The sequence below is a fragment of the Pseudomonas sp. GW821-FHT07G10 genome, assembly GCF_059418545.1.
On sequence record NZ_JBWKQB010000002.1, the window covers coordinates 196,442 to 217,258 of the forward strand.

At 60.3% G+C, this 20,817-nt stretch carries 19 protein-coding genes; 8 read left to right on the plus strand and 11 right to left on the minus strand.

The window, feature by feature from the left end; genetic code table 11:
• The first annotated feature begins 9 nt into the window (after nt 1-9).
• The gene (oadA, locus tag AC07O1_RS04165) at nt 10-1,818 is read left to right on the plus strand and encodes a sodium-extruding oxaloacetate decarboxylase subunit alpha (RefSeq protein ID WP_495087996.1); all 1,809 of its coding nucleotides are present in this window, start codon (nt 10-12) and stop codon (nt 1,816-1,818) included.
• A 780-nt stretch (nt 1,819-2,598) separates the two neighbouring features.
• Nucleotides 2,599-2,949 carry a hypothetical protein gene (locus tag AC07O1_RS04170; protein WP_495087997.1) on the plus strand — a complete coding sequence of 117 codons (351 nt, stop codon included), beginning with the start codon at nt 2,599-2,601 and terminating at the stop codon, nt 2,947-2,949.
• Here the strand turns inward: AC07O1_RS04170 and AC07O1_RS04175 are convergent.
• Together AC07O1_RS04175 and AC07O1_RS04180 are read right to left on the minus strand one after the other, a co-directional pair.
• Nucleotides 2,849-3,697 (minus strand): amino acid ABC transporter permease, encoded by an 849-nt coding sequence (locus AC07O1_RS04175; protein WP_495087998.1) that lies wholly within the window; start codon nt 3,695-3,697, stop codon nt 2,849-2,851. The genes AC07O1_RS04170 and AC07O1_RS04175 overlap by 101 nt on opposite strands.
• Nucleotides 3,694-4,515 carry an ABC transporter substrate-binding protein gene (locus AC07O1_RS04180; RefSeq protein WP_495010473.1) on the minus strand — a complete coding sequence of 274 codons (822 nt, stop codon included), beginning with the start codon at nt 4,513-4,515 and terminating at the stop codon, nt 3,694-3,696. Before AC07O1_RS04180 ends, AC07O1_RS04175 begins: the two co-directional genes overlap by 4 nt.
• Before the next feature lie 113 nt (nt 4,516-4,628).
• Between AC07O1_RS04180 and AC07O1_RS04185 the strand changes: the two genes are divergently transcribed.
• Nucleotides 4,629-5,528, plus strand: a complete 900-nt coding sequence (locus AC07O1_RS04185; protein WP_495088188.1) for a homocysteine S-methyltransferase family protein — start codon at nt 4,629-4,631, stop codon at nt 5,526-5,528.
• 116 nt (nt 5,529-5,644) lie between these two features.
• Here AC07O1_RS04185 and AC07O1_RS04190 read toward each other — a convergent pair whose 3' ends face one another.
• Genes AC07O1_RS04190 through AC07O1_RS04200 form a run of 3 tightly spaced genes read right to left on the minus strand, consistent with a single transcriptional unit; the run spans nt 5,645 to nt 7,419 of the window.
• A complete protein-coding gene (locus tag AC07O1_RS04190; RefSeq protein WP_495087999.1) occupies nt 5,645-6,322 on the minus strand; it encodes a GNAT family N-acetyltransferase in 678 nt (225 codons plus the stop codon).
• A 17-nt stretch (nt 6,323-6,339) separates the two neighbouring features.
• A complete protein-coding gene (locus AC07O1_RS04195; RefSeq protein ID WP_494990962.1) occupies nt 6,340-6,786 on the minus strand; it encodes a GNAT family N-acetyltransferase in 447 nt (148 codons plus the stop codon).
• 9 nt (nt 6,787-6,795) lie between these two features.
• Entirely contained in the window at nt 6,796-7,419 is a 624-nt protein-coding gene (locus AC07O1_RS04200) for an FMN-binding negative transcriptional regulator (protein WP_495088000.1), read from the minus strand.
• Nucleotides 7,420-7,523: 104 nt separating this feature from the next.
• Here AC07O1_RS04200 and pdxR point away from each other — a divergent pair, with 104 nt between their 5' ends.
• Nucleotides 7,524-9,071: a MocR-like pyridoxine biosynthesis transcription factor PdxR gene (gene pdxR, locus AC07O1_RS04205; RefSeq protein ID WP_495088001.1), complete on the plus strand. Its 1,548-nt coding sequence runs from the start codon at nt 7,524-7,526 to the stop codon at nt 9,069-9,071.
• 86 nt (nt 9,072-9,157) lie between these two features.
• Here the strand turns inward: pdxR and AC07O1_RS04210 are convergent, their stop codons facing one another.
• The 6 genes from AC07O1_RS04210 to aspA all read right to left on the minus strand — a co-directional run bounded on the left by AC07O1_RS04210 (nt 9,158) and on the right by aspA (nt 17,247).
• A complete protein-coding gene (locus tag AC07O1_RS04210) occupies nt 9,158-10,255 on the minus strand; it encodes a polyamine ABC transporter substrate-binding protein (RefSeq protein ID WP_494990959.1) in 1,098 nt (365 codons plus the stop codon).
• Between the two features lie 12 nt (nt 10,256-10,267).
• On the minus strand, nt 10,268-11,299 hold the full coding sequence (locus AC07O1_RS04215) for a histone deacetylase family protein (RefSeq protein ID WP_494990958.1): 1,032 nt from the start codon (nt 11,297-11,299) through the stop codon (nt 10,268-10,270).
• A 293-nt stretch (nt 11,300-11,592) separates the two neighbouring features.
• Nucleotides 11,593-12,585, minus strand: a complete 993-nt coding sequence (locus tag AC07O1_RS04220; RefSeq protein ID WP_495088002.1) for an AraC family transcriptional regulator — start codon at nt 12,583-12,585, stop codon at nt 11,593-11,595.
• Between the two features lie 182 nt (nt 12,586-12,767).
• Nucleotides 12,768-13,772, minus strand: a complete 1,005-nt coding sequence (locus AC07O1_RS04225; RefSeq protein ID WP_495088003.1) for an asparaginase — start codon at nt 13,770-13,772, stop codon at nt 12,768-12,770.
• A 97-nt stretch (nt 13,773-13,869) separates the two neighbouring features.
• Nucleotides 13,870-15,321 (minus strand): alanine/glycine:cation symporter family protein, encoded by a 1,452-nt coding sequence (locus AC07O1_RS04230; protein WP_495088004.1) that lies wholly within the window; start codon nt 15,319-15,321, stop codon nt 13,870-13,872.
• Between the two features lie 501 nt (nt 15,322-15,822).
• Nucleotides 15,823-17,247, minus strand: coding sequence for an aspartate ammonia-lyase (gene aspA, locus AC07O1_RS04235; RefSeq protein ID WP_494990954.1), 1,425 nt, complete (start codon nt 17,245-17,247; stop codon nt 15,823-15,825).
• A gap of 180 nt (nt 17,248-17,427) precedes the next feature.
• Between aspA and AC07O1_RS04240 the strand changes: the two genes are divergently transcribed.
• From AC07O1_RS04240 to AC07O1_RS04255, 4 genes are all read left to right on the plus strand, one after another.
• Nucleotides 17,428-18,345 (plus strand): LysR substrate-binding domain-containing protein, encoded by a 918-nt coding sequence (locus tag AC07O1_RS04240; protein ID WP_494990953.1) that lies wholly within the window; start codon nt 17,428-17,430, stop codon nt 18,343-18,345.
• A gap of 334 nt (nt 18,346-18,679) precedes the next feature.
• The gene (purE, locus tag AC07O1_RS04245; protein WP_494990952.1) at nt 18,680-19,171 is read left to right on the plus strand and encodes a 5-(carboxyamino)imidazole ribonucleotide mutase; all 492 of its coding nucleotides are present in this window, start codon (nt 18,680-18,682) and stop codon (nt 19,169-19,171) included.
• Nucleotides 19,172-19,182: 11 nt separating this feature from the next.
• Nucleotides 19,183-20,265 carry a 5-(carboxyamino)imidazole ribonucleotide synthase gene (locus tag AC07O1_RS04250; RefSeq protein WP_495088005.1) on the plus strand — a complete coding sequence of 361 codons (1,083 nt, stop codon included), beginning with the start codon at nt 19,183-19,185 and terminating at the stop codon, nt 20,263-20,265.
• Nucleotides 20,266-20,373: 108 nt separating this feature from the next.
• A complete protein-coding gene (locus AC07O1_RS04255) occupies nt 20,374-20,619 on the plus strand; it encodes a GlsB/YeaQ/YmgE family stress response membrane protein (RefSeq protein WP_494990950.1) in 246 nt (81 codons plus the stop codon).
• Nucleotides 20,620-20,817 lie beyond the last annotated feature (198 nt).

Here is a 20,817-nt window from a genome sequence, read left to right on the forward strand (position 1 = left end):
GGAATAATCATGACCAAGAAAATTCACGTTACCGACACGATCCTGCGCGACGCCCACCAATCGCTGCTGGCGACCCGCATGCGCACCGAAGACATGCTGCCGATCTGCGACAAGCTCGACAAAGTCGGCTACTGGTCGCTGGAAGTCTGGGGCGGCGCGACTTTCGACGCCTGCGTGCGCTTCCTGAAAGAAGACCCGTGGGAGCGCCTGCGCAAACTGCGTGCGGCTTTGCCTAACACCCGTCTGCAAATGCTTCTGCGTGGTCAGAACCTGCTGGGCTACCGCCACTACAGCGACGACGTGGTCAAAGCCTTCGTCGCCAAGGCCGCGGTCAATGGCATCGACGTGTTCCGCATCTTCGACGCCATGAACGACGTGCGTAACCTGCGCGTTGCCATCGAAGCGGTGAAAGCTGCCGGCAAACACGCCCAGGGCACCATCGCCTACACTACCAGCCCGGTGCACACCATCGAGGCCTTCGTGGCGCAAGCCAAGCAAATGGAAGCCATGGGTTGCGACTCTGTTGCGATCAAGGACATGGCCGGCCTGCTGACCCCGTACGCCACTGGCGAACTGGTCAAGGCGCTGAAAGCCGAGCAATCGCTGCCTGTGTTCGTCCACTCCCATGACACCGCCGGCTTGGCTGCGATGTGCCAATTCAAGGCCATCGAAAACGGTGCCGACCATATCGACACCGCGATCTCCAGTTTCGCCTGGGGCACCAGCCATCCGGGTACCGAGTCGATGGTCGCCGCCCTTAAAGGCAGCGAGTTCGACACCGGCCTGAGCCTGGAGCTGTTGCAGGAAATCGGTCTGTATTTCTACGCCGTGCGTAAGAAATATCACCAGTTCGAAAGCGAATTCACCGCCGTCGACACCCGCGTGCAAATCAACCAGGTACCGGGCGGGATGATTTCCAACCTGGCCAACCAGTTGAAAGAGCAGGGTGCGCTGAACCGCATGAGCGAAGTGCTGGCGGAGATCCCGCGGGTTCGTGAGGACCTCGGCTTCCCGCCGCTGGTAACCCCGACCTCGCAGATTGTCGGCACTCAGGCGTTCTTCAACGTGCTGGCTGGCGAGCGTTATAAAACCATTACCAACGAAGTGAAGCTCTACCTGCAAGGCGGCTACGGCAAGGCGCCGGGTACCGTGAACGAGAAACTGCGTCGTCAGGCCATCGGCAGCGAAGAGGTGATCGACGTGCGTCCGGCCGATTTGCTCAAGCCGGAAATGACCAAGCTACGTGGCGACATCGGCGCGTTGGCCAAGTCCGAAGAAGACGTGCTGACCTACGCCATGTTCCCGGACATCGGCCGTAAGTTCCTCGAAGAGCGTGAAGCCGGCACCCTGACGCCAGAAGTGCTGCTGCCGATCCCGGAAGCCGGCGGTGTGAGGTCGGCCGGTGGCGAAGGCGTACCGACCGAGTTCGTCATCGACGTCCACGGCGAAACCTACCGCGTCGACATCACCGGTGTGGGCGTCAAGGCTGAAGGCAAGCGTCACTTCTACCTGTCCATCGACGGCATGCCGGAAGAAGTGGTGTTCGAACCGCTCAATGAATTCGTCAGCGGCGGTAGCAGCAAGCGCAAGCAGGCCTCCGCGCCGGGCCACGTCAGCACCACCATGCCCGGCAACATCGTCGATGTGCTGGTCAAGGAGGGCGACACCGTGAAAGCCGGCCAGGCGGTGCTGATCACCGAAGCGATGAAGATGGAAACCGAAGTTCAATCGGCCATCGCCGGCAAAGTCACCGCTATCCATGTGGCCAAGGGCGACCGGGTCAACCCTGGCGAAATCCTGATCGAGATCGAGGGCTGATTGACAGCCTTTGACTGAAACGCTTTAAACCTCGGGGGGGCATGTGCTCCCCTTTTTTTTCGTCTGTCCGAAACACCGTCCTGGCGGGTTGCCCAGATGCCCTGTAGGAGCCGAGCTTGCTCGCGATGACGGCCTGACAGCCGGCCGATCTCCTGCGGATGTACTCAGAGATAAATTGTAGGAGCTGAGCTTGCTCGCGATGGCGGCCTGACAGCCGACCAATCTCTTGCAGGTGTACATATCCATTTCTGCGGTAACGGCAACTTAGGGTTCCGCTCTTACAGCGGGTCCCTTTTGGCAAACGCCCCAAAAGGAACCAAAAAGTCTTCGCCCCGAGCGTTCGGCCCCTCGCTGGGGCTCGGTGTTCCCTCGCTACGGTGTCCATCAGGGGGCATCGCCCTCCGGTCTGCTTCGCTACGACCTCCATGCGATGTCCTCGGCTTCGCCGAGGGGCGCTGCGCGCCAGTCCCCTGATGAACACCTTCACTCGGCCTTCCGAAGGGGCGGGTGGATCAAGATCTAAAGCCAAAGCCAGAGCCAGAGCGAACAGGCGAAAGGGGTCTGTACTCGGCGCTTCTTCCTTCGATTGAATGTAGGAACGGTCTGAGATGTAGGGACCGGCTTTTACATCCTGCAGAGGCTTGCCTGTAGTTCGTCCGTCATCGCCAAAATGGTGACCGATCTTAGCCGGTCGAAAAACAGAGTGGACGTTAAAGCGCCGCCCTAGTTTTGCTTATCTGCAAACGGTGGTAGCTCCGAAAAATAATTATGGAGTTACATATGCCCAACTACACCCCCCTCCAAAGCAATCTCAGCGTCGAACCGACCCTATTCCTCAACATCAATGCCGACCCCTGCGATCTCTTCGAGACCGCGATCCACCGTATCAAGACCGCACGTAATTTGCTCAACAGCGTCACCTGCCTGAGCGTGAAGGATGCCGAGGGCTACGACCTGGAACACTTCGCCAACGCCGCGCATTTGCTGATTCAGGATGGCTGCGATGCCCTGGATGCACTGGGCTGGAAGCTCAATCGGTCATCTGGCTACGCTGCTGATACGCCTTCCCGTAATGGCGCTCCATCCGTGCCTGAATCAACTCCAGACCAATCGACATCAACCAGTAAATGATCGCCGCCGTGCTCAGCATTTCGATGTAGCGGTAGCTGGAGCGGCCGTAGGACTGAGCCAGGAACATCACTTCCCAGACGCCCATCACCGAGATCAGTGACGAGTCTTTGAGCATCGAGATGAATTGGTTGGTGGTGGGTGGGATGATGGTGCGCATGGCTTGCGGCAGGGTGACCAGCCAGAAGATCACTGTCTCGCGCATGCCCAGTGCCAGCGAGGCTTCGCGCTGACCGTGGGGTACGCCGAGGATGCCGGCGCGAAAAATTTCGCTCAAGTACGCGCCGTAGTTCAGCGACAAGGCGATGATCCCGGCCGCAATGGCGCCGGGGACAATGCCCAGTTGCGGCAGGCCGAGGTAGATCAGCAGGATCTGAATCAACAGCGGTGTGCCGCGAAAAAACGACGCGTAAAAACTCGCGACGCCGAACGCTACCGCGCTCTTCGACAGCCGCGCCAAGGCAGTGATGAAGCCCAGCAGAGACGAGGCGACGATCGAGCACAGACACAAAAACAGTGTCAGCGCTGCGCCTTGCAAGAAGCCATTGGGCGCCAGATGCAGGCCGATCAGGTTCGGCAGTTTGTCGAGGATGATCGAGAACTTCAGGTCGAAGCTCAGGAAAAAACTCGCGAACAAGCCGAGCATCGCCGCCCAGGTCAGGTACAGGCGCGTGCGAAAGCCAAAGACACGTTTGAGCAACGACTCAGCCACCGGTTGTGGCGGCTGAGGCGGTTGGGGGAAAGAAGTCATTTGCTGATGTCGGCGCCGATCCATTTTTGCGACAGCCTGGTCAGGGTGCCGTCCTGTTTCAGCTGGGCGAAGACTTCACGCACTTTGCTGTCCCACTGCGCGTCGCCTTTTTCGATGGCCACCGAGTTAGGTTCCGAATACAGCGGCTCACCGGCAAGCTTGAAGCGTTTGTCTTCGGTAAGTCGCGGTTGCGCGGTTACCAGGTTGGTAAGGATTGCGTCCAGCCGAACCCCGGCACCCAGGCCCAGGTCCTGGAAGGCGACGTTGTCGGTGTCATACGGGGCGATCTGCACGTCCTCGAACGGGTACTGCAACCGGGTGTCCTCGGCTCCTTCGATCACCAGGTTTTTGTTCAGGTAGCTTTCGTAGCTGGAGGCGCTGGTGAGGCCGACTTTTTTGCCGCTCAGGTCTTTGGCGTTATGGATGCGGTCATCCTTGGCATTGACCACGATCACTGCCGGTGAGGCGTAGTACTCCACCGGGAAATCGAAGACCTCGGCGCGTGCCTTGCTCGGGGTCATGGAGCAGATGCAGATGTCATAGCGACCACTCCAGCGCCCGGCGGCGATCACATCCCAGGACGGGGTCTCGAGGCGCAGTTTGACGCCGAGTTTGTCTGCTACGGCTTTGGCCACGTCAACGTCGAAACCATCGAGTTGGTTCTGATCGTTGAGGAACGAGAAGGGTGGATAACTTTCCATCAGCACACCCACCAGCTCTTTCTTTTGTTCGACGCGATCCAGCGTGGCACCGGCAAATACCTGGGTGGAGGCAGCGAGAATCGTCAGGCCCAAGGCCAGCAGCGGTTGAAGTTTCACGGGTGGTTCCTGACTAAAAAAGAGGTTGTTATTAACTGAATGGTGCGTATTTAATAGTTATAAGAACGACTCCGGTAGTGAGTTATTTTCATAAGCATATGAGTAAAAAGCATATGGGCGCAGGCAGCACGGTAATTCTGGATGGCGGCATGGGTCGTGAACTGCAGCGCCGAGGCGCTCCGTTCAGGCAGCCTGAATGGTCAGCACTGGCCTTGAGCGAAGCCCCGCAAGCGGTTGAAGCGGTTCACACCGCTTATATCGAAAGCGGTGCCAACGTTATTACCAGCAACAGCTATGCGGTAGTGCCGTTTCATATTGGGGAAGAGCGTTTTGCAGCTGAAGGTCAGGCGCTCGCCGCATTGGCGGGTGAACTGGCGCGTCGTGCGGCCGACGCCGCCAGGCAGCCGGTGCGTGTGGCGGGCTCATTGCCACCGCTGTTCGGTTCTTATCGTCCGGACCTGTTCGATGCGTCGCGGGTGTCCGAGTTACTGACGCCGTTGGTGGCCGGTCTGGCCCCGCACGTGGACCTGTGGCTGGCGGAAACCCAGAGTTCTATCGTCGAAGCCCGGGCGATTCACGCGGGCCTGCCGAAGGATGGCAAGCCGTTCTGGTTGTCATTCACCTTGAAGGATGAAGACACCGACGAAGTACCGCGTTTGCGCTCCGGCGAGCCGGTTAGCGAGGCCGCAGCTGTCGCCGCGCAACTGGGCGTTGAAACCTTGTTGTTCAATTGCAGCCAGCCGGAAGTGATCGGTGCCGCGATCGACGCAGCCCGGGAAACGTTTGAGCGGTTGGGGGTGAAAATCAACATCGGCGCTTACGCCAACGCGTTCCCGCCGCAGCCCAAAGAAGCCACGGCCAACGATGGTCTGGACCCGTTGCGTGAAGACCTCGATCCGCCGGGATACCTGCAATGGGCGGCCGATTGGCAGAAACGTGGTGCGAGCCATCTGGGCGGTTGCTGCGGGATAGGGCCGGAGCATATTGCGGTGTTGGCGCAGAAACTGGTGTAAAGATCGTTCCCACGCTCCGCGTGGGAATGCCTCACTGGACGCTCTGCGTCCGCTCCTGAATGTGACGCGCAGCGTCACGGGCTGCATTCCCACGCAGAGCGTGGGAACGATCATCGTCAGGAATTCTGACGACACTCCACCAACGTTTTGACCTGCCCAGACCCCGCCTGATTTTCCTCGCTTAACCACTTCTCAAACCCTGCCCCAATCGCCGGCCATTCCGAATCCAGGATCGAGTACCACGCCGTGTCACGGTTTTGACCTTTGACCACCATGTGCTGGCGGAACACTCCTTCAAAACTGAAGCCCAGGCGCTCAGCTGCGTACTTGGAGCGGGCGTTGCCGTTGTTGCATTTCCATTCCAGACGACGGTATCCCAGCGCAAAAGATTCCTTGGCCAGTAGATAAACCGCTTCGGTACTTTTCGGCGAACGCTGCATCGATGCGCCGAAGGTGACGTGGCCGATTTCGATCCGGCCTTGGGCCGGGACGATCGACATCAGGCTGAGAATGCCCTGAACGTCGCCGCTGGCGCGGTCGATCACGGTAAAAAAATACGGGTCGCTATTGGCCGCGTGGTTATTTAGCCAGTCATCGAATGCATCGCGCTCGGCGAAGGGGCCATAAGGCAGATAGTCCCAGAGTTTCGGATCGGCATTGGGCCCTTCAAGGGCTTGCCACAGGCCATCGCCGTGGAGTGCCGGGTCGAGTTTTTCCAGACGGATGAAATGCCCTTCGATGAGTTTGACCGAGGGCGCCGGGACGCCTTTCCAGTCGGCGAGTGAAGTCGACATGTTGTTCTCCCTAAACCTTAAAGGCCTTTGCGAAACTGGATGAAGCCGGGGCGCTCGGCGATGCGCTCGTAGAGCCGAATAGCCGTGGCATTGGTCTCGTGGGTCAGCCAATGGACCTTGGCGCAACCGTCAGCGCGTGCGGTGTCATAGACGAATTCAATCAGCTGCCGACCGACGCCGGTGCCGCGTGTTTCCGGGACGACCAGCAGGTCCTGCAGGTAGCAGGCGTTTTCGATGCTCCAGTTGGAGCGGTGGTAAATGAAGTGCACCAGACCCACCGCCTTGCCATCGAGCCAGGCAAGGGCGGCGTGGGTCGGTTCGTTCGGATCGAGTAAGCGTTGCCAGGTGCTCTGATAAACAGTGCCGGGCAACTCAGTGTCGTAGAAGCGCAGGTAGGCTTGCCACAACGGTTGCCAGGCGGCGTGGTCGTTGGCGGTGACGGGGCGGATCTCGATCTGACTCATGGTTATTCCTTAACGCATCAAGTGGGCGAGGGCTTGGTCGTGCAGGTCGGGACTGGCGGCCAGCCCTTCACGCACGCCGGCGATGTCTGTGGTACTGCGGTTCTGGCTGAGCTTGCGTTTGCCTTCCAGACGCTGGATCGGCAAAGCGAAACCGACGATGGCCTTGAGCATGCCGTCGATGTAGTGGGCCGGCGCATCGTCGACCTTCCACGGTTTGGCGCGACCGGCTTCATGGCGATCGGTCAGGGCGCTGACCAGGTTGCGCAAGCGGTGCGCGTCGCTGAACACTTCGGCCTTGCCGTAGGCATGCACGGCGACGTAGTTCCAGGTCGGCACGACTTTGCCGTGGTCGGCTTTGCTCGGGTAAAACGAGGGGCTGACATAAGCGTCGGCCCCGGCGAAGATCACCAGTGCTTCAGCGCCGGCCTCCAGTTCCTGCCATTGCCGATTGGCTCTGGCCAAATGCCCGTAGAGGGTGCCATTGGGCCCTTGCTCAGGGCTCAGCAACAGCGGCAAATGGCTGGCTTGCAAGCCTTGTGCGCCGTGGGTGATCAGCATCGCGAGCCGGGTGCTGAGGATTTGTTGGTGCAGTTGCAACACGTCTTCTTCGGCAAATGCGCTGGGTGTGTACATGGAAATATTCCTTGGCGAATGCCTGCATCCTAGGCAGGCTATTGGTCTGTTGTAAGAGCCATTAATGACCAATTTAATAGGTCCATTTTTTGAGGTCCCAGCCCATGTCCCTTGCGCCGCTGTCCTTGTCGTTCAACCCGGCGGGTATCGAACTGGATCGTCGTCAGGGCTTGAGTCGACAGCTCTATCAGGCTTTGCGCTTGCGGGTACTGGACGGACGCCTGGCCAGCGGCACGCGTTTGCCTGCTACCCGGGACCTGGCCGCAGCCTTGTCGATTTCCCGCAATAGCGTAGTTCGCGCCTACGATCAGCTGTACGCCGAAGGCTTTATCGAAGGGCGCGTGGGTGACGGCACCTATGTGGCTCTGTTACCGGAGACAGCCCTCCCGGTGAAAAAACTATCCACAAAAGTATCCACAGGGTTTTCAACAGGCTTACCCACAGGGTTATCCACAAAATCGTCTGTTTTACCTGGGATTACATCCAGTAAAGTTATCCACAGCAGTGCCCTTGAGCGTGTCGAGCAGCACCATTTGACCAGGCCGCCGGGTGGTCCGCCGCGTGCTTTTCGGGTGGGTGTTCCGGCTTTTGATCTGTTCCCGTTCGAGGTCTGGGCCAAGCTGAATGCGGCTTTCTGGCGAAAACCGGATTTGCAGCAGTTGTGTTATGGCGCGCCGGAGGGCGACGCACGCTTGCGCGGGCTGATCGCTGCATATTTGCGCAGCTCACGTGGCATGCAGTGCAGCGCTGAACAAATTGTGATCACCAGTGGCGCGCAGCAGGGAATTAGCCTTTGTGCACAGTTGCTGGTGGAGCCCGGCGATGGGGTGGCTGTGGAAAACCCGGGCTATCGCGCGGCCGGCCATGCCTTTGCCGTGGCAGGGGCGCAGTTGCGTGGTGTGGCGGTGGACAGCGAGGGCATGGACTGCACGCAATTGGCGACCTTGAACGATTGCCGGCTGGCCTATGTCACCCCCTCTCATCAGTACCCGACCGGGGTGGTCATGAGTCTGGCGCGGCGTCTGGAGTTGCTGGCATGGGCCGAGCGCACCCAAGGCTGGATCGTCGAGGACGACTATGACGGCGAGTACCGTTACAGCGGCGCACCACTGGCGCCCTTGGCCGCGCTGGATCGCCAGGGCCGTGTGTTGTATGTCGGGACTTTCGGCAAAGTCGCGTTTCCGGCGTTGCGCCTGGGCTATCTGGTGCTGCCGATGGGGCTGGTGGAGGCCTTCGCCCAACGTCGGGCAGTGGATGTGCGGCACTCGGAGGTCAGCACCCAAGCGGTGATGGCCGAGTTCATGGCGGCCGGGCATTTTCAGCGGCATATCCGCCGGATGCGCCGCGCGGCATTGAGTCGACGCAATGCATTGTTGGCCGGTTGGCCTGTGGATATCCCGGGTGTTGGCAGTTTGCCCAGTGTGGCGGCGGGTTTGCATCTGACCGTACGGGTGGACAGTCCGGCCCGCGAACGTGAGCTGATCGAACAAGCCGCGAGTGTCGATGTGGAGATCAGTGGCTTGAGCCGCTACTGGTTACCGGATTCGAGTACGCCAGTAGAGGAGCGGGCAGGGTTGGTGCTCGGGTTTGCGGCGGTGCCGGAAGTGGCCATTGAGGCGGCACTGACGCGGTTACGGGGCGTCTGGAGTTGATGAGATCTGATCGGGATTGAAAGACCCGCGCAGTGGCGGGTCTTCGGTTTCGCTCTACGGACATCAATGCCCGGCAATCATTCGGTTCAGGTCCCGGACTTGATCTTGGTCCAGGCTCGGGTACGTGCGCGCTCCGCATCACGCGGCAAGGGTTGCAGGGTATAGAGCGTGCTCATCGCCGCTTCGGTCGGGTACAGGTTGGGGTTGGTGCGGATCGCCGGGTCGACTAGATCGGTGGCGTCCTTGTTCGGGTTCGGGTAGCCGACGAAGTCGCTGATTGGCGCGATCACTTTCGGTTGCAGCAGGTAGTTGATGAAGGTGTAAGCGTCCTCCGGATCTTTGGCGCCTTTAGGGATCGACAGCATGTCGAACCAGATCGGCGCGCCTTCTTTGGGCAGGCGCATATCGACGACGACACCGTTCTTGGCTTCCTTGGCGCGGTTGGCGGCCTGGGAGAAGCTGCCGGAATAACCGACCGCGACGCAGATGTCGCCGTTGGCGATATCGGCCATGTACTTGGAGGAGTGGAAGTAGGTGATGTACGGACGAATCTTCAGCAGCAGCGCTTCAGCTTTGGCGTAGTCCGCAGGCTTGGTGCTGTTGGGCGGCAGGCCGAGGTGTTGCAGGGCCAGCGGCAGGATCTCCGACGGCGAGTCGAGCAGAGCGACGCCGCACTGCTTGAGTTTGCTGATGTTCTCCTCCTTGAAGATCAGGTCCCAGCTGTCCACCGGCGCGTTGTCGCCCAGCGCGGCCTTGATCTTGTCCGGGTTGAAACCGATCAGGATGGTGCCGTACATGTAGGGCACGGCGTATTTGTTGCCGGGGTCGTTGGCTTCGATCAGCTTCATCAGCTTGGGATCGAGGTGGTTCCAGTTCGGCAGCTTGCTGCGGTCCAGTGGCTGGAACACCCCGGCTTCGATCTGCTTGGCCAGGAACACGTTGGACGGCACCACCACGTCATAACCGGAGTTGCCGGTGAGCAGCTTGGCTTCCAGCGCTTCGTTGGTGTCGAAGATGTCGTAGATCAGTTTGACCTTGGTCTCGGCCTTGAAGTCTTCGAGGGTTTTGGGGGTGATGTAATCGAACCAGTTGTAGACCCGCAAGGTGCGGTCTTCAGCATGTACGGCGCCGCTGAGCACTGTGGCGCAGAGGGCTGGAGCGATAAAACGCTTGAGTCTGTTCATTGTTCTAATTCCTCATTGGGCGCTTTGGAAACCTTCGAGAACGTTCACGGCGTTGATGCCGATTTCTTCTACCGCGTAACCGCCTTCCATCACGAACAGCGTCGGCTTGCCGAGACGCGCGATACGTTCGCCCATGCGCAAGTAGTCCGGGCTGTCGAGCTTGAACTGGGAGATCGGGTCGTCCTTGAAGGTGTCGACGCCCAGAGAAACCACCACGACATCGGCGCCGTAGCTTTCGATCTCTTTGCAGGCCAGTTCCAGCGCAGCGCTCCAGCTGTCCCAGCCGCTGCCGGCGGCCAGCGGGTAGTTGAAGTTGAAACCTTCGCCAGCACCTTCTCCGTGCTCGTCTTCGTAACCGAGGAAGAACGGAAACTCGGCTTGCGGGTGGCCATGGATCGAGGCAAACAGCACGTCGCTGCGCTCATAGAAAATCGATTGGGTGCCGTTGCCGTGGTGGTAGTCGACGTCGAGGATGGCAACCTTTTTATGGCCTTGATCGAGGAACGCCTGAGCGGCGATGGCCGCGTTGTTCAGGTAGCAGTAACCGCCCATCAAGTCGCTGGCAGCGTGGTGTCCCGGTGGTCGGCACAGGGCGAAAGCACTGCGAGCGCCGCGTTGGATCTCCGCCTGGGCTGTGAGCGCGACTTGCGCTGCGCTGTACGCGGCTTGCCAGGTGCCGGCGGTGATCGGCGCGCCGCCGTCGAAGCTGTAATAGCCGAGTTGGCCATGCAGACTTTTCGGGATCACCCTGCGCAAGGTGCGGGCCGGCCAGGTGTAGGGCAGCAAGTCACCCTCGCGACCGAACTCGGTCCAGCGCTGCCAGGCGCCTTTGAAGAAGTCCAGATATTCGCTGGAGTGAATCCGCTGGATCGGCCCCAAACCGAAATCCTGCGGTGCTTGCACCGGGCCCAGGCTGCGGTACTGGACCCGCTGCAGAACGTGATCGGCGCGCGAGGGCATTTCGAAGCAGGGCATCAGTTGCCCGTCCATCAATTCACAACGGCCGTGGTGCAGGTGGTGATCATCCGAGTAGATCGTCAGCATTTCTTATTCTCCGCAGGCTGATTCGGTTGCTCACAGTCTTGCGGCGCATGGAGTTTGAGAGAACGGCAGGAGCGGCCAAAAGGGGATCGATATGGCCAAATTGTTTGTCCGAAATTCGCCCCTGAATGGCGCGGGAGACATGATCGCTCCCACGCTCTGCGTGGGAATGTCTCATTGGACGCTCTGCGTCTGCGTCTGCTTCGGCTGCGACGCGGAGCGTTACGGGCTGCATTCCCACGCGGGAGCGTGGGAACGATCGTCGCCCGTAGCTGCCGCAGGCTGCGATCTTCGGTTCAGGGCCGGAACTGACTCGGCGCAACGCCGCTCCAGCGGACGAAGGCATGGCGGAAACTGGCGGTTTCGCTGAAACCCAGGGTTTCGGCGATCTGGTAAATCGGCAACTGATCTTCGCGGAGCATTTGCTTGGCCCGCTCAAAGCGCAGCTCGTCGAGCAGCTCCTGATAGCTGCACCCCAGATCCTTGAGATGCCTGCGCAGAGTGCGCGCCGAACAGTTCATTTGCTCGGCCAAGCCCTCAAGCCCCGGTGCAGCGTTGAGTTGCGTGGCGAGCAGTTGGCGGATTCGCCCCAGCCAGGCCTGACGTCCGGTGAATTCGGTGTTCTGTTTGCGGCAGCGCTCGGCCATGGCCTGGTGGGTAATGGTGTCGGCCAGTGGCAACGGTTGGTCGAGCCACCGCTTGTCGAAGGCAAAGCCATTGGCCGTGGCATCAAACTGCAAGGAGCAGTCGAAGCGCTCGGTGTAGCGGGTCTGGTAGTCCGGTGCGGGATATTCGAAGCGGGCACCGAGCAATGGCAGCGGGTGGCCGAGCAGGTCGTCGCAGATGACCTTCATCGAGACCAGGCAGAACTCGGTGTTGAACGCCGTTAGCGCCGGGTTTTCCCGATAGTCGCCGGCCGTGAGCCAGATGCGCTCGCCATCGTCCTCGAGGCTCAACTCGAAAAGTGTTCCCAATAGCGCCGGATAATGCAGCGCCAGACGCAAAGCGTCACCGAAGGTGGCACTGGTAAGCAGGGCATAACCCAGCATGCCGTAGGAAGAGACATGCATGCGCCGGCCCAGCTCCAGGCCGATCTCGCGCTTGAGCGCGACGGCATTGGCGCAAACCTGCATTTCTTGATTAGTGGTGATTCGCGTGTCGGCACGGCTCAGATCTGTCGCACTGATGCCGCTGCCGGCCAACAGCGCTTCGCTGGACAGACCTTCGGCCTTGAAGGTGCTGAGCACCAGTGAGACCGCGTTGAGGGTCGTGAGATGGGAGTGCAGCATGCTCGGTTCCGGCTGGGGATGCTGGAACCGAGCAAGTTGTGTGCCGCAGTTGGCGGATAATTGATCGTTCCCACGCTCCCGCGTGGGAATGCCTCACTGGACGCTCTGCGTCCGCTTCGGCAGTGACGCGCAGCGTCACGGGCTGCATTCCCACGCAGAGCGTGGGAACGATCAGTGGACGGTCAGCTCAATTCGCCGCACAGATCCAGCTCAACCAAACGCCGAACCTCGGCCGTCTCAAGCCCTGCACCCAACAGCGCATGCAATTTGCCAAACGCCGCCTCACGAGTCATGCCGCCACCCGACAACACGCCAGCATCGCGCAGCCGGCTGCCAGCTTCGTAGACGTCCAGCTTAACCCCGCCTTCATGGCACTGAGTGATCGCCACCACTACGATGCCCTTGTCCTGCGCTCGTCGCAGGCTGGCAAGGAACTCTGGGTTGTCGCTTGGCCCGGTGCCGCTGCCGAAGCACTCGAGCAGCAGTCCTTGAATGCCGCTATTGAGCAGGCCATCAAGTTGTTCAGCACCAATGCCGGGGAACAACGGCAGCACGCCAACCCTGGCCAGTTGCTTGCTCTGATCGTATTGCAGCTGAGCGGGAACTGACGGCGCCTTGGCCACGCCACCGTTACGTTGCAGCGCAGCAAACGGATGACGACCAAAGCTGCGAACTTTCGCGCAACGGGTCGGCGCCAGCAGCTCGCCGTGGAAGTACAAATGCACTCCCGGCGCCAGGCCTTGGCCCAGTGCAACCAACGCTCCGCCGAGGTTTTCCCAGGCATCGCTGTCGGTCACGCCGGCCGGCAGCATGGAGCCGGTGAACACGACTCGCGCATGCAGACCGAGCAACTGGAAGCTCATGGCCGCGGCGCTGTAAGCGAGGGTGTCAGTACCGTGCAGGATCAGCACGCTGTCGCAGCCCTGTACGTCGACTGCATCGATGACCGCTTCACGCAAACGCAGCCAATAGGCAGGTGTCATGTTGGCACTGTCGATCAGCGGGGCCATTTCGCGGAAGCGCCAGTTCGGCACTACCAGCTCTGGCTGGCTGTGGAGGTAGTCGCGCATCCGTGCTTCAAAACCGGAAGCTGGGGCCAGGCCGTGAGCGCTGGCTTGCATGCCGATAGTGCCACCGGTGTAGAGCACCATGACGTGCTGCGCTGCGGGGTAAGTTGCGGGGTTCATGTGGGAATCTCCTGGACGAGTACACCGTACGGTCGAGCATGACGCTGACCGTGCGGTGTGTCACGTCGGACGCAATGGATTGCGCCCGGTTTGGCGATCAGCGTTGCGCTGCGCTCGCGACTGCAGGTGTTGCCTGGGCTTGAGTGGCCGGTGCTGGCGGATTGGCTGGCCAGGCTTTCAGGTCCAGATCCAGGTCCGCAAACTTGCTGGAGTCGAACACTGGCGTCTTGATGCCTGCGGCGCGTTGGTCGTCGTAGTCACGCAGGATGCGCATGCCGACCTTGAACAGCAGGAACAACGCGATCAGGTTAACGAAGGCCAGCAACGTCATGGTGATGTCGGCGAAGGCGAACACCGTGCCGAGGTTCTCGATCGCACCCCAGAAGATCAATACCAATACCAATGCGCGATAGCCGATCAGCACCTTGCGATTGTCGCCGATCAAGAAGCGCAGGTTGCTCTCGCCCAGGTAGTAGTTGTAGAGGATCGAGGTGAACACGAACAACGCCAGCGCGACGCTGATGAACATCCGGCCCCAGTCACCGACTACCGCCGCCAGGGAGTTCTGGGTCAGGGCAATGCCGTCACCTTCGAAACCAGGGGTGTAGAAGCCTGACAGCAGAATCAGCAACGCGGTGCAGGTGCAGATCACGAAGGTATCCAGGAACACGCTGAACGCTTGTACCACGCCTTGTGCGACCGGGTGCTCGACCTGCGCGACAGCGGCAACGTTAGGCGCACTGCCCAGACCGGCTTCGTTAGCGAATACGCCGCGCTTCACGCCCATGATGATCGCGCTACCGATCAGGCCACCGAAGGCTTGATCCAGACCGAAGGCGCTTTTGACGATGGTCATCAGCATGGCCGGCACGTGGTCGAATTGCAGCACGATCACATAGATGGTCACGCCGATGTACACCAGGGTCTTCACCGGAACCAGCAGGTCAGCGACCTTGGCGATACGCTTGATGCCACCGATGAATACCAGACCCAGCAGCACTGCCAGGCCCAGCCCGGTGTAGGTGGTGTTCAGGCCGAAGGCGTTATTGAGCGAGTGGGTCACGGCATGGGATTGCAGGCCGTTGAAGGCGAAACCGAAGGTCACCAGCAGCAGGAAGGCCATGATCATGCCCAACCAGCGTTTCTGCAGGCCATGCTGGATGTAATAGGACGGGCCGCCACGGTACTGGCCTTCGGAGTCGCAGCGCTTGTAGAGCTGGCCGAGGGAGCATTCGAAGAAGCTGCTGGACATGCCGACCAGCGCGGTCACCCACATCCAGAACACCGCACCCGGGCCACCCAGGGTCACGGCGATGCCGACACCGGCAATGTTGCCCGCGCCGACTCGGCCGGCGAGGCTGAGCATCAGGGCCTGGAAGGAGCTGAGTTGACCGGCGCTGCTGCGCAGGCTGTCACGGAACACCGCGAACATGTGGAAGAAGTGACGCAACTGGACGAAACGCGAGCGGATCGTGAAGTAGCTACCGAGCCCGACAATGAGCACGATCAGTACTTTCCCTGAGAGGAAGTCGTTGATGACTTCGAGCATGGAGTTTTCCTCGCTGTTTTTTTGTGTAGGCAAATGCTGGTCGGTCCGACACATCGCATTACACCCGATTGCGCACGGCACAATAGGTGAGGCGAAGGTTGGTCCTGTTCCATTTCGCAGGTTGTTATTAGTTCGGGTTTCGCATGGGTTTTGGCCTCGTTACTGACGACCGCTCACGCGAAGAGGGGCGGCACTATACCTATCAGTGCGGCGTCCGTCTGCACAGTTGTGGTGCAAGCGCCGAAACGAAGCCTTGAAACACCCGACTTTATGGCGTCGGGCTCTTGTGGGAGCGAGCTTGCTCGCGATGCCGGCACCGCGGTTTTTCAGGAAAGCCGCGTCATCGTTCATCGCGAGCAAGCTCGCTCCCACAGGTTCTGCGTTGTTGCAAACAAGTTAAAAAAAAAGGGCCTGGAGAGTAATCTCCAAGCCCTCAAAAGGTGAGAGGTGTCTAGTCCCTCATCCTGGTGAGCAGTGCTATGCCTTGAGAGCCGGCGTTGGTCAGGCCTTCAGAGGCACCAAACGCGGAGCAATCATGTTTTCCGGGCGCAGGATGTCGTCGAGCATGGCTTCGTCGAGCAAGCCTTCTTCGCGCACCAGTTCCAGCACGCCGCGGCCGCTTTCCAGCGCGATGCGAGCGATGCGGGTGGCGTTCTCATAGCCGATGTACGGGTTCAGAGCGGTGACCAGACCGATCGAGTGTTCGACCAGTTCGCGGCAGCGGGCTTCGTTGGCAGTGATGCCGACGATGCAATGCTCGCGCAGCATGTCCATGGCGCGTTGCAGCAGGCGGATCGAGTCGAAGATCTTGAAGGCGATCAGCGGCTCCATTACGTTCAGCTGCAGCTGGCCGCCTTCGGCCGCGATGGTCAGCGCCAGGTCGTTACCGATGATCTGGAACGCCACCTGGTTGACCGCTTCAGGAATAACCGGGTTGACCTTGCCAGGCATGATCGAGCTGCCTGGCTGACGCGCTGGCAGGTTGATTTCGTTGATGCCGGTACGTGGACCGCTGGACAGCAGGCGCAGGTCGTTGCAGATCTTCGACAGCTTGACCGCGGTGCGCTTGAGCATGCCGGAGAACAGCACGAAGGCGCCCATGTCGGAGGTGGCTTCGATCAGGTCGGCAGCCGGTACCAGCGGTTGACCGCTGATCAGGGCCAGGCGCTGAACAGCCAGGTGCTGGTAACGCGGGTCGGCGTTGATGCCGGTGCCGATCGCGGTGCCGCCCAGGTTCACTTCAGTCAGCAGCTCAGGCGCCAGTGTTTTCAGGCGCGCCAGGTCTTCGCTCAGGGTCGTGGCGAAGGCGCGGAATTCCTGGCCCAGGGTCATCGGCACGGCGTCTTGCAGTTGGGTACGACCCATCTTCAGGACGTGGCTGAATTCTTCACCTTTGGCGGCGAACGACTGGATCAGACTGTCGAGGCTGGCCAGCAGCGCGTCGTGACCCAACAGCAGACCCAGGCGGATGGCCGTCGGGTAGGCGTCGTTGGTCGACTGCGCCATGTTCACGTCGTTGTTCGGGTGCAGGTACTGGTATTCGCCCTTCTGGTGACCCATGGCCTCCAGCGCGATGTTGGCGATGACTTCGTTGGCATTCATGTTGGTCGAAGTGCCAGCGCCGCCTTGAATCATGTCCACCACGAACTCTTCGTGGAAATCGCCGCGGATCAGACGGGCACAGGCTTCGCTGATGGCAGCGTGCTTGGCTTCGCTGAGGTGACCCAGCTCACGGTTGGCGTCGGCAGCGGCCTGTTTGACCATGGCCAGGCCCACAACCAGCTTCGGGTAATGCGAAATCGGAACGCCGGAGAGACGGAAATTGTTCACCGCTCGCAGGGTCTGGATGCCGTAATACGCTTGAGCCGGTACGTCGAGTACGCCAAGCAGGTCTTTTTCGGTGCGGAAAGATGCAGCGGAGGACATGATAGAAATCATCTCGATATGGACCCGGTCTGTGCCGGAACGCTGCCAATGCTAGGCTTGGGGGCAATTTACGGCCAATGCTGTTAAGCACTAGCCTATGCATAAACGGCATAATGTCGATGTGACGCCGCTTGGGCGTCGAACGTGTGACCTAAAATGGTGCGTGTCCGGGAGGGCGTGATGAATCTGGAAAGCAAATGGCTTGAGGACTTTAGTGCTCTGGCCGCCACCCGCAGTTTCTCCCAGGCTGCCGAGCGACGTTTCGTCACCCAGCCAGCGTTCAGTCGGCGGATCCGCAGTCTTGAGGCGGCACTGGGGCTGACGCTGGTCAACCGCTCGCGCACGCCAATCGAACTGACGGCGGCGGGACAGTTGTTTCTGGTGACCGCGCGTACCGTGGTCGAGCAGCTCGGCGAAGTGTTGCGCCATTTACATCATCTGGAAGGCGGGCAGGGCGAAGTGATACAGGTCGCCGCCGCGCATTCCCTGGCGCTGGGCTTCTTCCCGCGCTGGATCGCGCAACTGCGCAACGAAGGCTTGAACATCGCCACGCGGCTGGTTGCGACCAACGTCGGCGACGCCGTGCATGCCCTGCGCGAAGGTGGTTGTGACCTGATGCTGGCGTTCTATGATCCCGATGCGGCCATGCAAATGGATCCGGAAATCTTTCCCTCGCTGCACCTGGGTCACACTGAAATGCTCCCGGTCTGCGCCGCCGATGCCGACGGCAAACCGCTGTTTGACCTGGAAGGCGAAGCCAGCGTGCCGTTGCTGGCTTACAGCGCCGGTGCCTTCCTCGGTCGTTCGGTGAACATGCTCCTGCGTCAGCGCGCCCTGCGTTTCACCACCATCTATGAAACTGCCATGGCCGACAGCCTCAAAAGCATGGCGCTGGAAGGCCTGGGCATCGCTTGGGTACCGCAGCTCAGCGCGCGCGCCGAACTGGCGCGAGGTGAGCTGGTGGTCTGCGGTGGCCCGCAATGGCATGTGCCGCTGGAGATCCGCCTGTATCGTTGCGCCCTGGTGCGCAAGGCCAACGTCCGTTTATTGTGGCGCAAGCTGGAAGGTGGTGCGGCGCAAGGCACAACAGGATCCTGAAGCCAACGAAGATCCAATGTGGGAGCGGGCTTGCTCGCGAAGACGGCGGCACATCCAGCATTAATGTGACTGACAGTCCGCTTTCGCGAGCAAGCCCGCTCCCAAACTGGATTTGTGGTGTATTGCCCTGACCTTCGAGTCAATAAAATCACCACTTTGCGCCATATGACAGATGGTCGAACCGGGGTCTGTTTATCTGTCTCTTTACGGTATACTGCGCGGCCTTCGGCCGGTTTAACCGGCCTTGATTCGTATAACAAGCCACGCCGGTTTTCCCGCGTGGCTTGTTGTTTTTTGACGCGCCTGCGGGCGCCCAGAGAGAAGAGGCACGACGATGAGTGCACTGGTTGGCGTGATCATGGGCTCCAAGTCCGATTGGTCCACCCTTAGCCACACCGCCGATATGCTGGAAAAGCTCGGCATCCCTTACGAGGTGAAAGTGGTCTCTGCCCACCGTACCCCGGACCTGCTGTTCCAGTACGCCGAAGAGGCCGAAGCGCGTGGCATCGAGGTGATCATCGCCGGCGCCGGTGGCGCTGCCCACTTGCCGGGTATGTGTGCGGCCAAGACGCACCTGCCGGTATTGGGCGTGCCGGTGCAGTCGTCGATGCTCTCGGGCGTCGACTCGCTGCTGTCCATCGTGCAGATGCCGGCGGGCATTCCGGTCGCCACGCTGGCCATCGGCAAGGCCGGGGCGATCAATGCCGCGCTGTTGTCAGCGAGCATCCTTGGTGCCAAGCACCCGCAATTTCACACTGTGCTGAAAAAATTCCGCGCTGAGCAGACAGACAGCGTTCTGGAAAATCCAGACCCACGCGTCGCCTGAGGTTTTTGACGATGAAGATCGGTGTAATCGGTGGCGGCCAGTTGGGTCGCATGCTGGCTCTGGCGGGTACACCGCTGGGGATGAACTTCGCTTTCCTTGATCCGGCACCGGATGCTTGCGCAGCGGCGCTGGGTGAACACCTGCGGGCCGATTACGGCGATCAGGATCACTTGCGCCAGCTGGCCGATGAAGTGGATCTGGTGACTTTCGAATTCGAGAGCGTCCCGGCTGAAACCGTGGCCTTCCTGTCGCAGTTCGTGCCGGTCTACCCGAGCGCCGAAGCCCTGCGCATCGCCCGGGATCGCTGGTTCGAAAAGAGCATGTTCAAGGACCTCGAGATTCCGACTCCGGCGTTCGCCGACATCCATTCGCAAGCCGATCTGGACGCAGCCGTGGCCAGCATTGGTCTGCCGGCAGTCCTGAAGACCCGTACTCTAGGTTATGACGGCAAGGGTCAGAAGGTTCTGCGCAGCGCCGCCGACGTGGCGGGCACTTTCGCCGAGTTGGGCAGTGTCGCCTGCCTGCTGGAAGGTTTCGTAGCGTTCACTGGCGAAGTCTCGCTGATCGCCGTGCGTGCCCGCGATGGCGAAACGAAGTTTTACCCGTTGGTACACAACACCCACGACAACGGCATTCTGCGTCTGTCCGTGGTCAGCACCGACCATCCGCTGCAGGCCCTGGCCGAAGACTACTCGAGCCGCGTGCTCAAGCAGCTGGATTACGTTGGCGTGATGGCGTTCGAGTTCTTTGAAGTCGACGGCGGCCTCAAGGCCAACGAAATCGCCCCGCGGGTCCACAACTCCGGGCACTGGACCACCGAAGGCGCCGAGTGCAGCCAGTTCGAAAACCACCTGCGGGCGGTGGCCGGTCTGCCGCTGGGGTCGACCGCCAAGGTCGGCGAAAGCGCAATGCTCAACTTTATCGGTGAAGTACCGGCCGTGGAGAAGATCATCGCCATTGCCGATTGCCATTTGCACCATTATGGCAAGGCGTTCAAGGTCGGCCGCAAGGTCGGTCACGCCACCTTGCGCTGCGCAGACAAGGCCACCCTTGAGCGGCAGATTCTCAAGGTCGAAGCGCTGATCGCCGAGTAAGAAATCCCTTGGGTTGGCGGGAACCTTCGGTCACCGCCGTTCTCTGATGGCAGGATGCCAAAGCGCTGACTAGGCTTCGGCATAACCACTTCATACAGAGGAAATGCCATGCATATTATTGGAACCATCTTTGTCGGCTTGATCGTTGGTCTGCTGGCACGCTTCCTGAAGCCGGGCGATGACAGCATGGGCTGGATCATGACCATCCTGCTCGGTATCGGCGGTTCGCTGGCGGCGACCTATGGTGGCCAGGCATTAGGCATCTATCATGCGGGTCAGGGGGCGGGCTTCATCGGCGCACTGATTGGCGCAATCGTCCTTCTGGTGATCTACGGCCTGGTCAAAAAGAGCTGATTAAAGCGACAAAACCCTCTCTGCGCGGAACGCGGAGAGTGGTGCCCGTCTCGAAATGACTGTTCACCTTTGACCGCATCCAGCTCTTCGCCATAGCAGACTATGACTCGTCGCCGCGCCTTGCCTGAAAACGCTATTCACTTGTCAAAAGTTGAACGCAGTTACGCAATAGGGCACTAGAATGCTCGGCGTTCCACT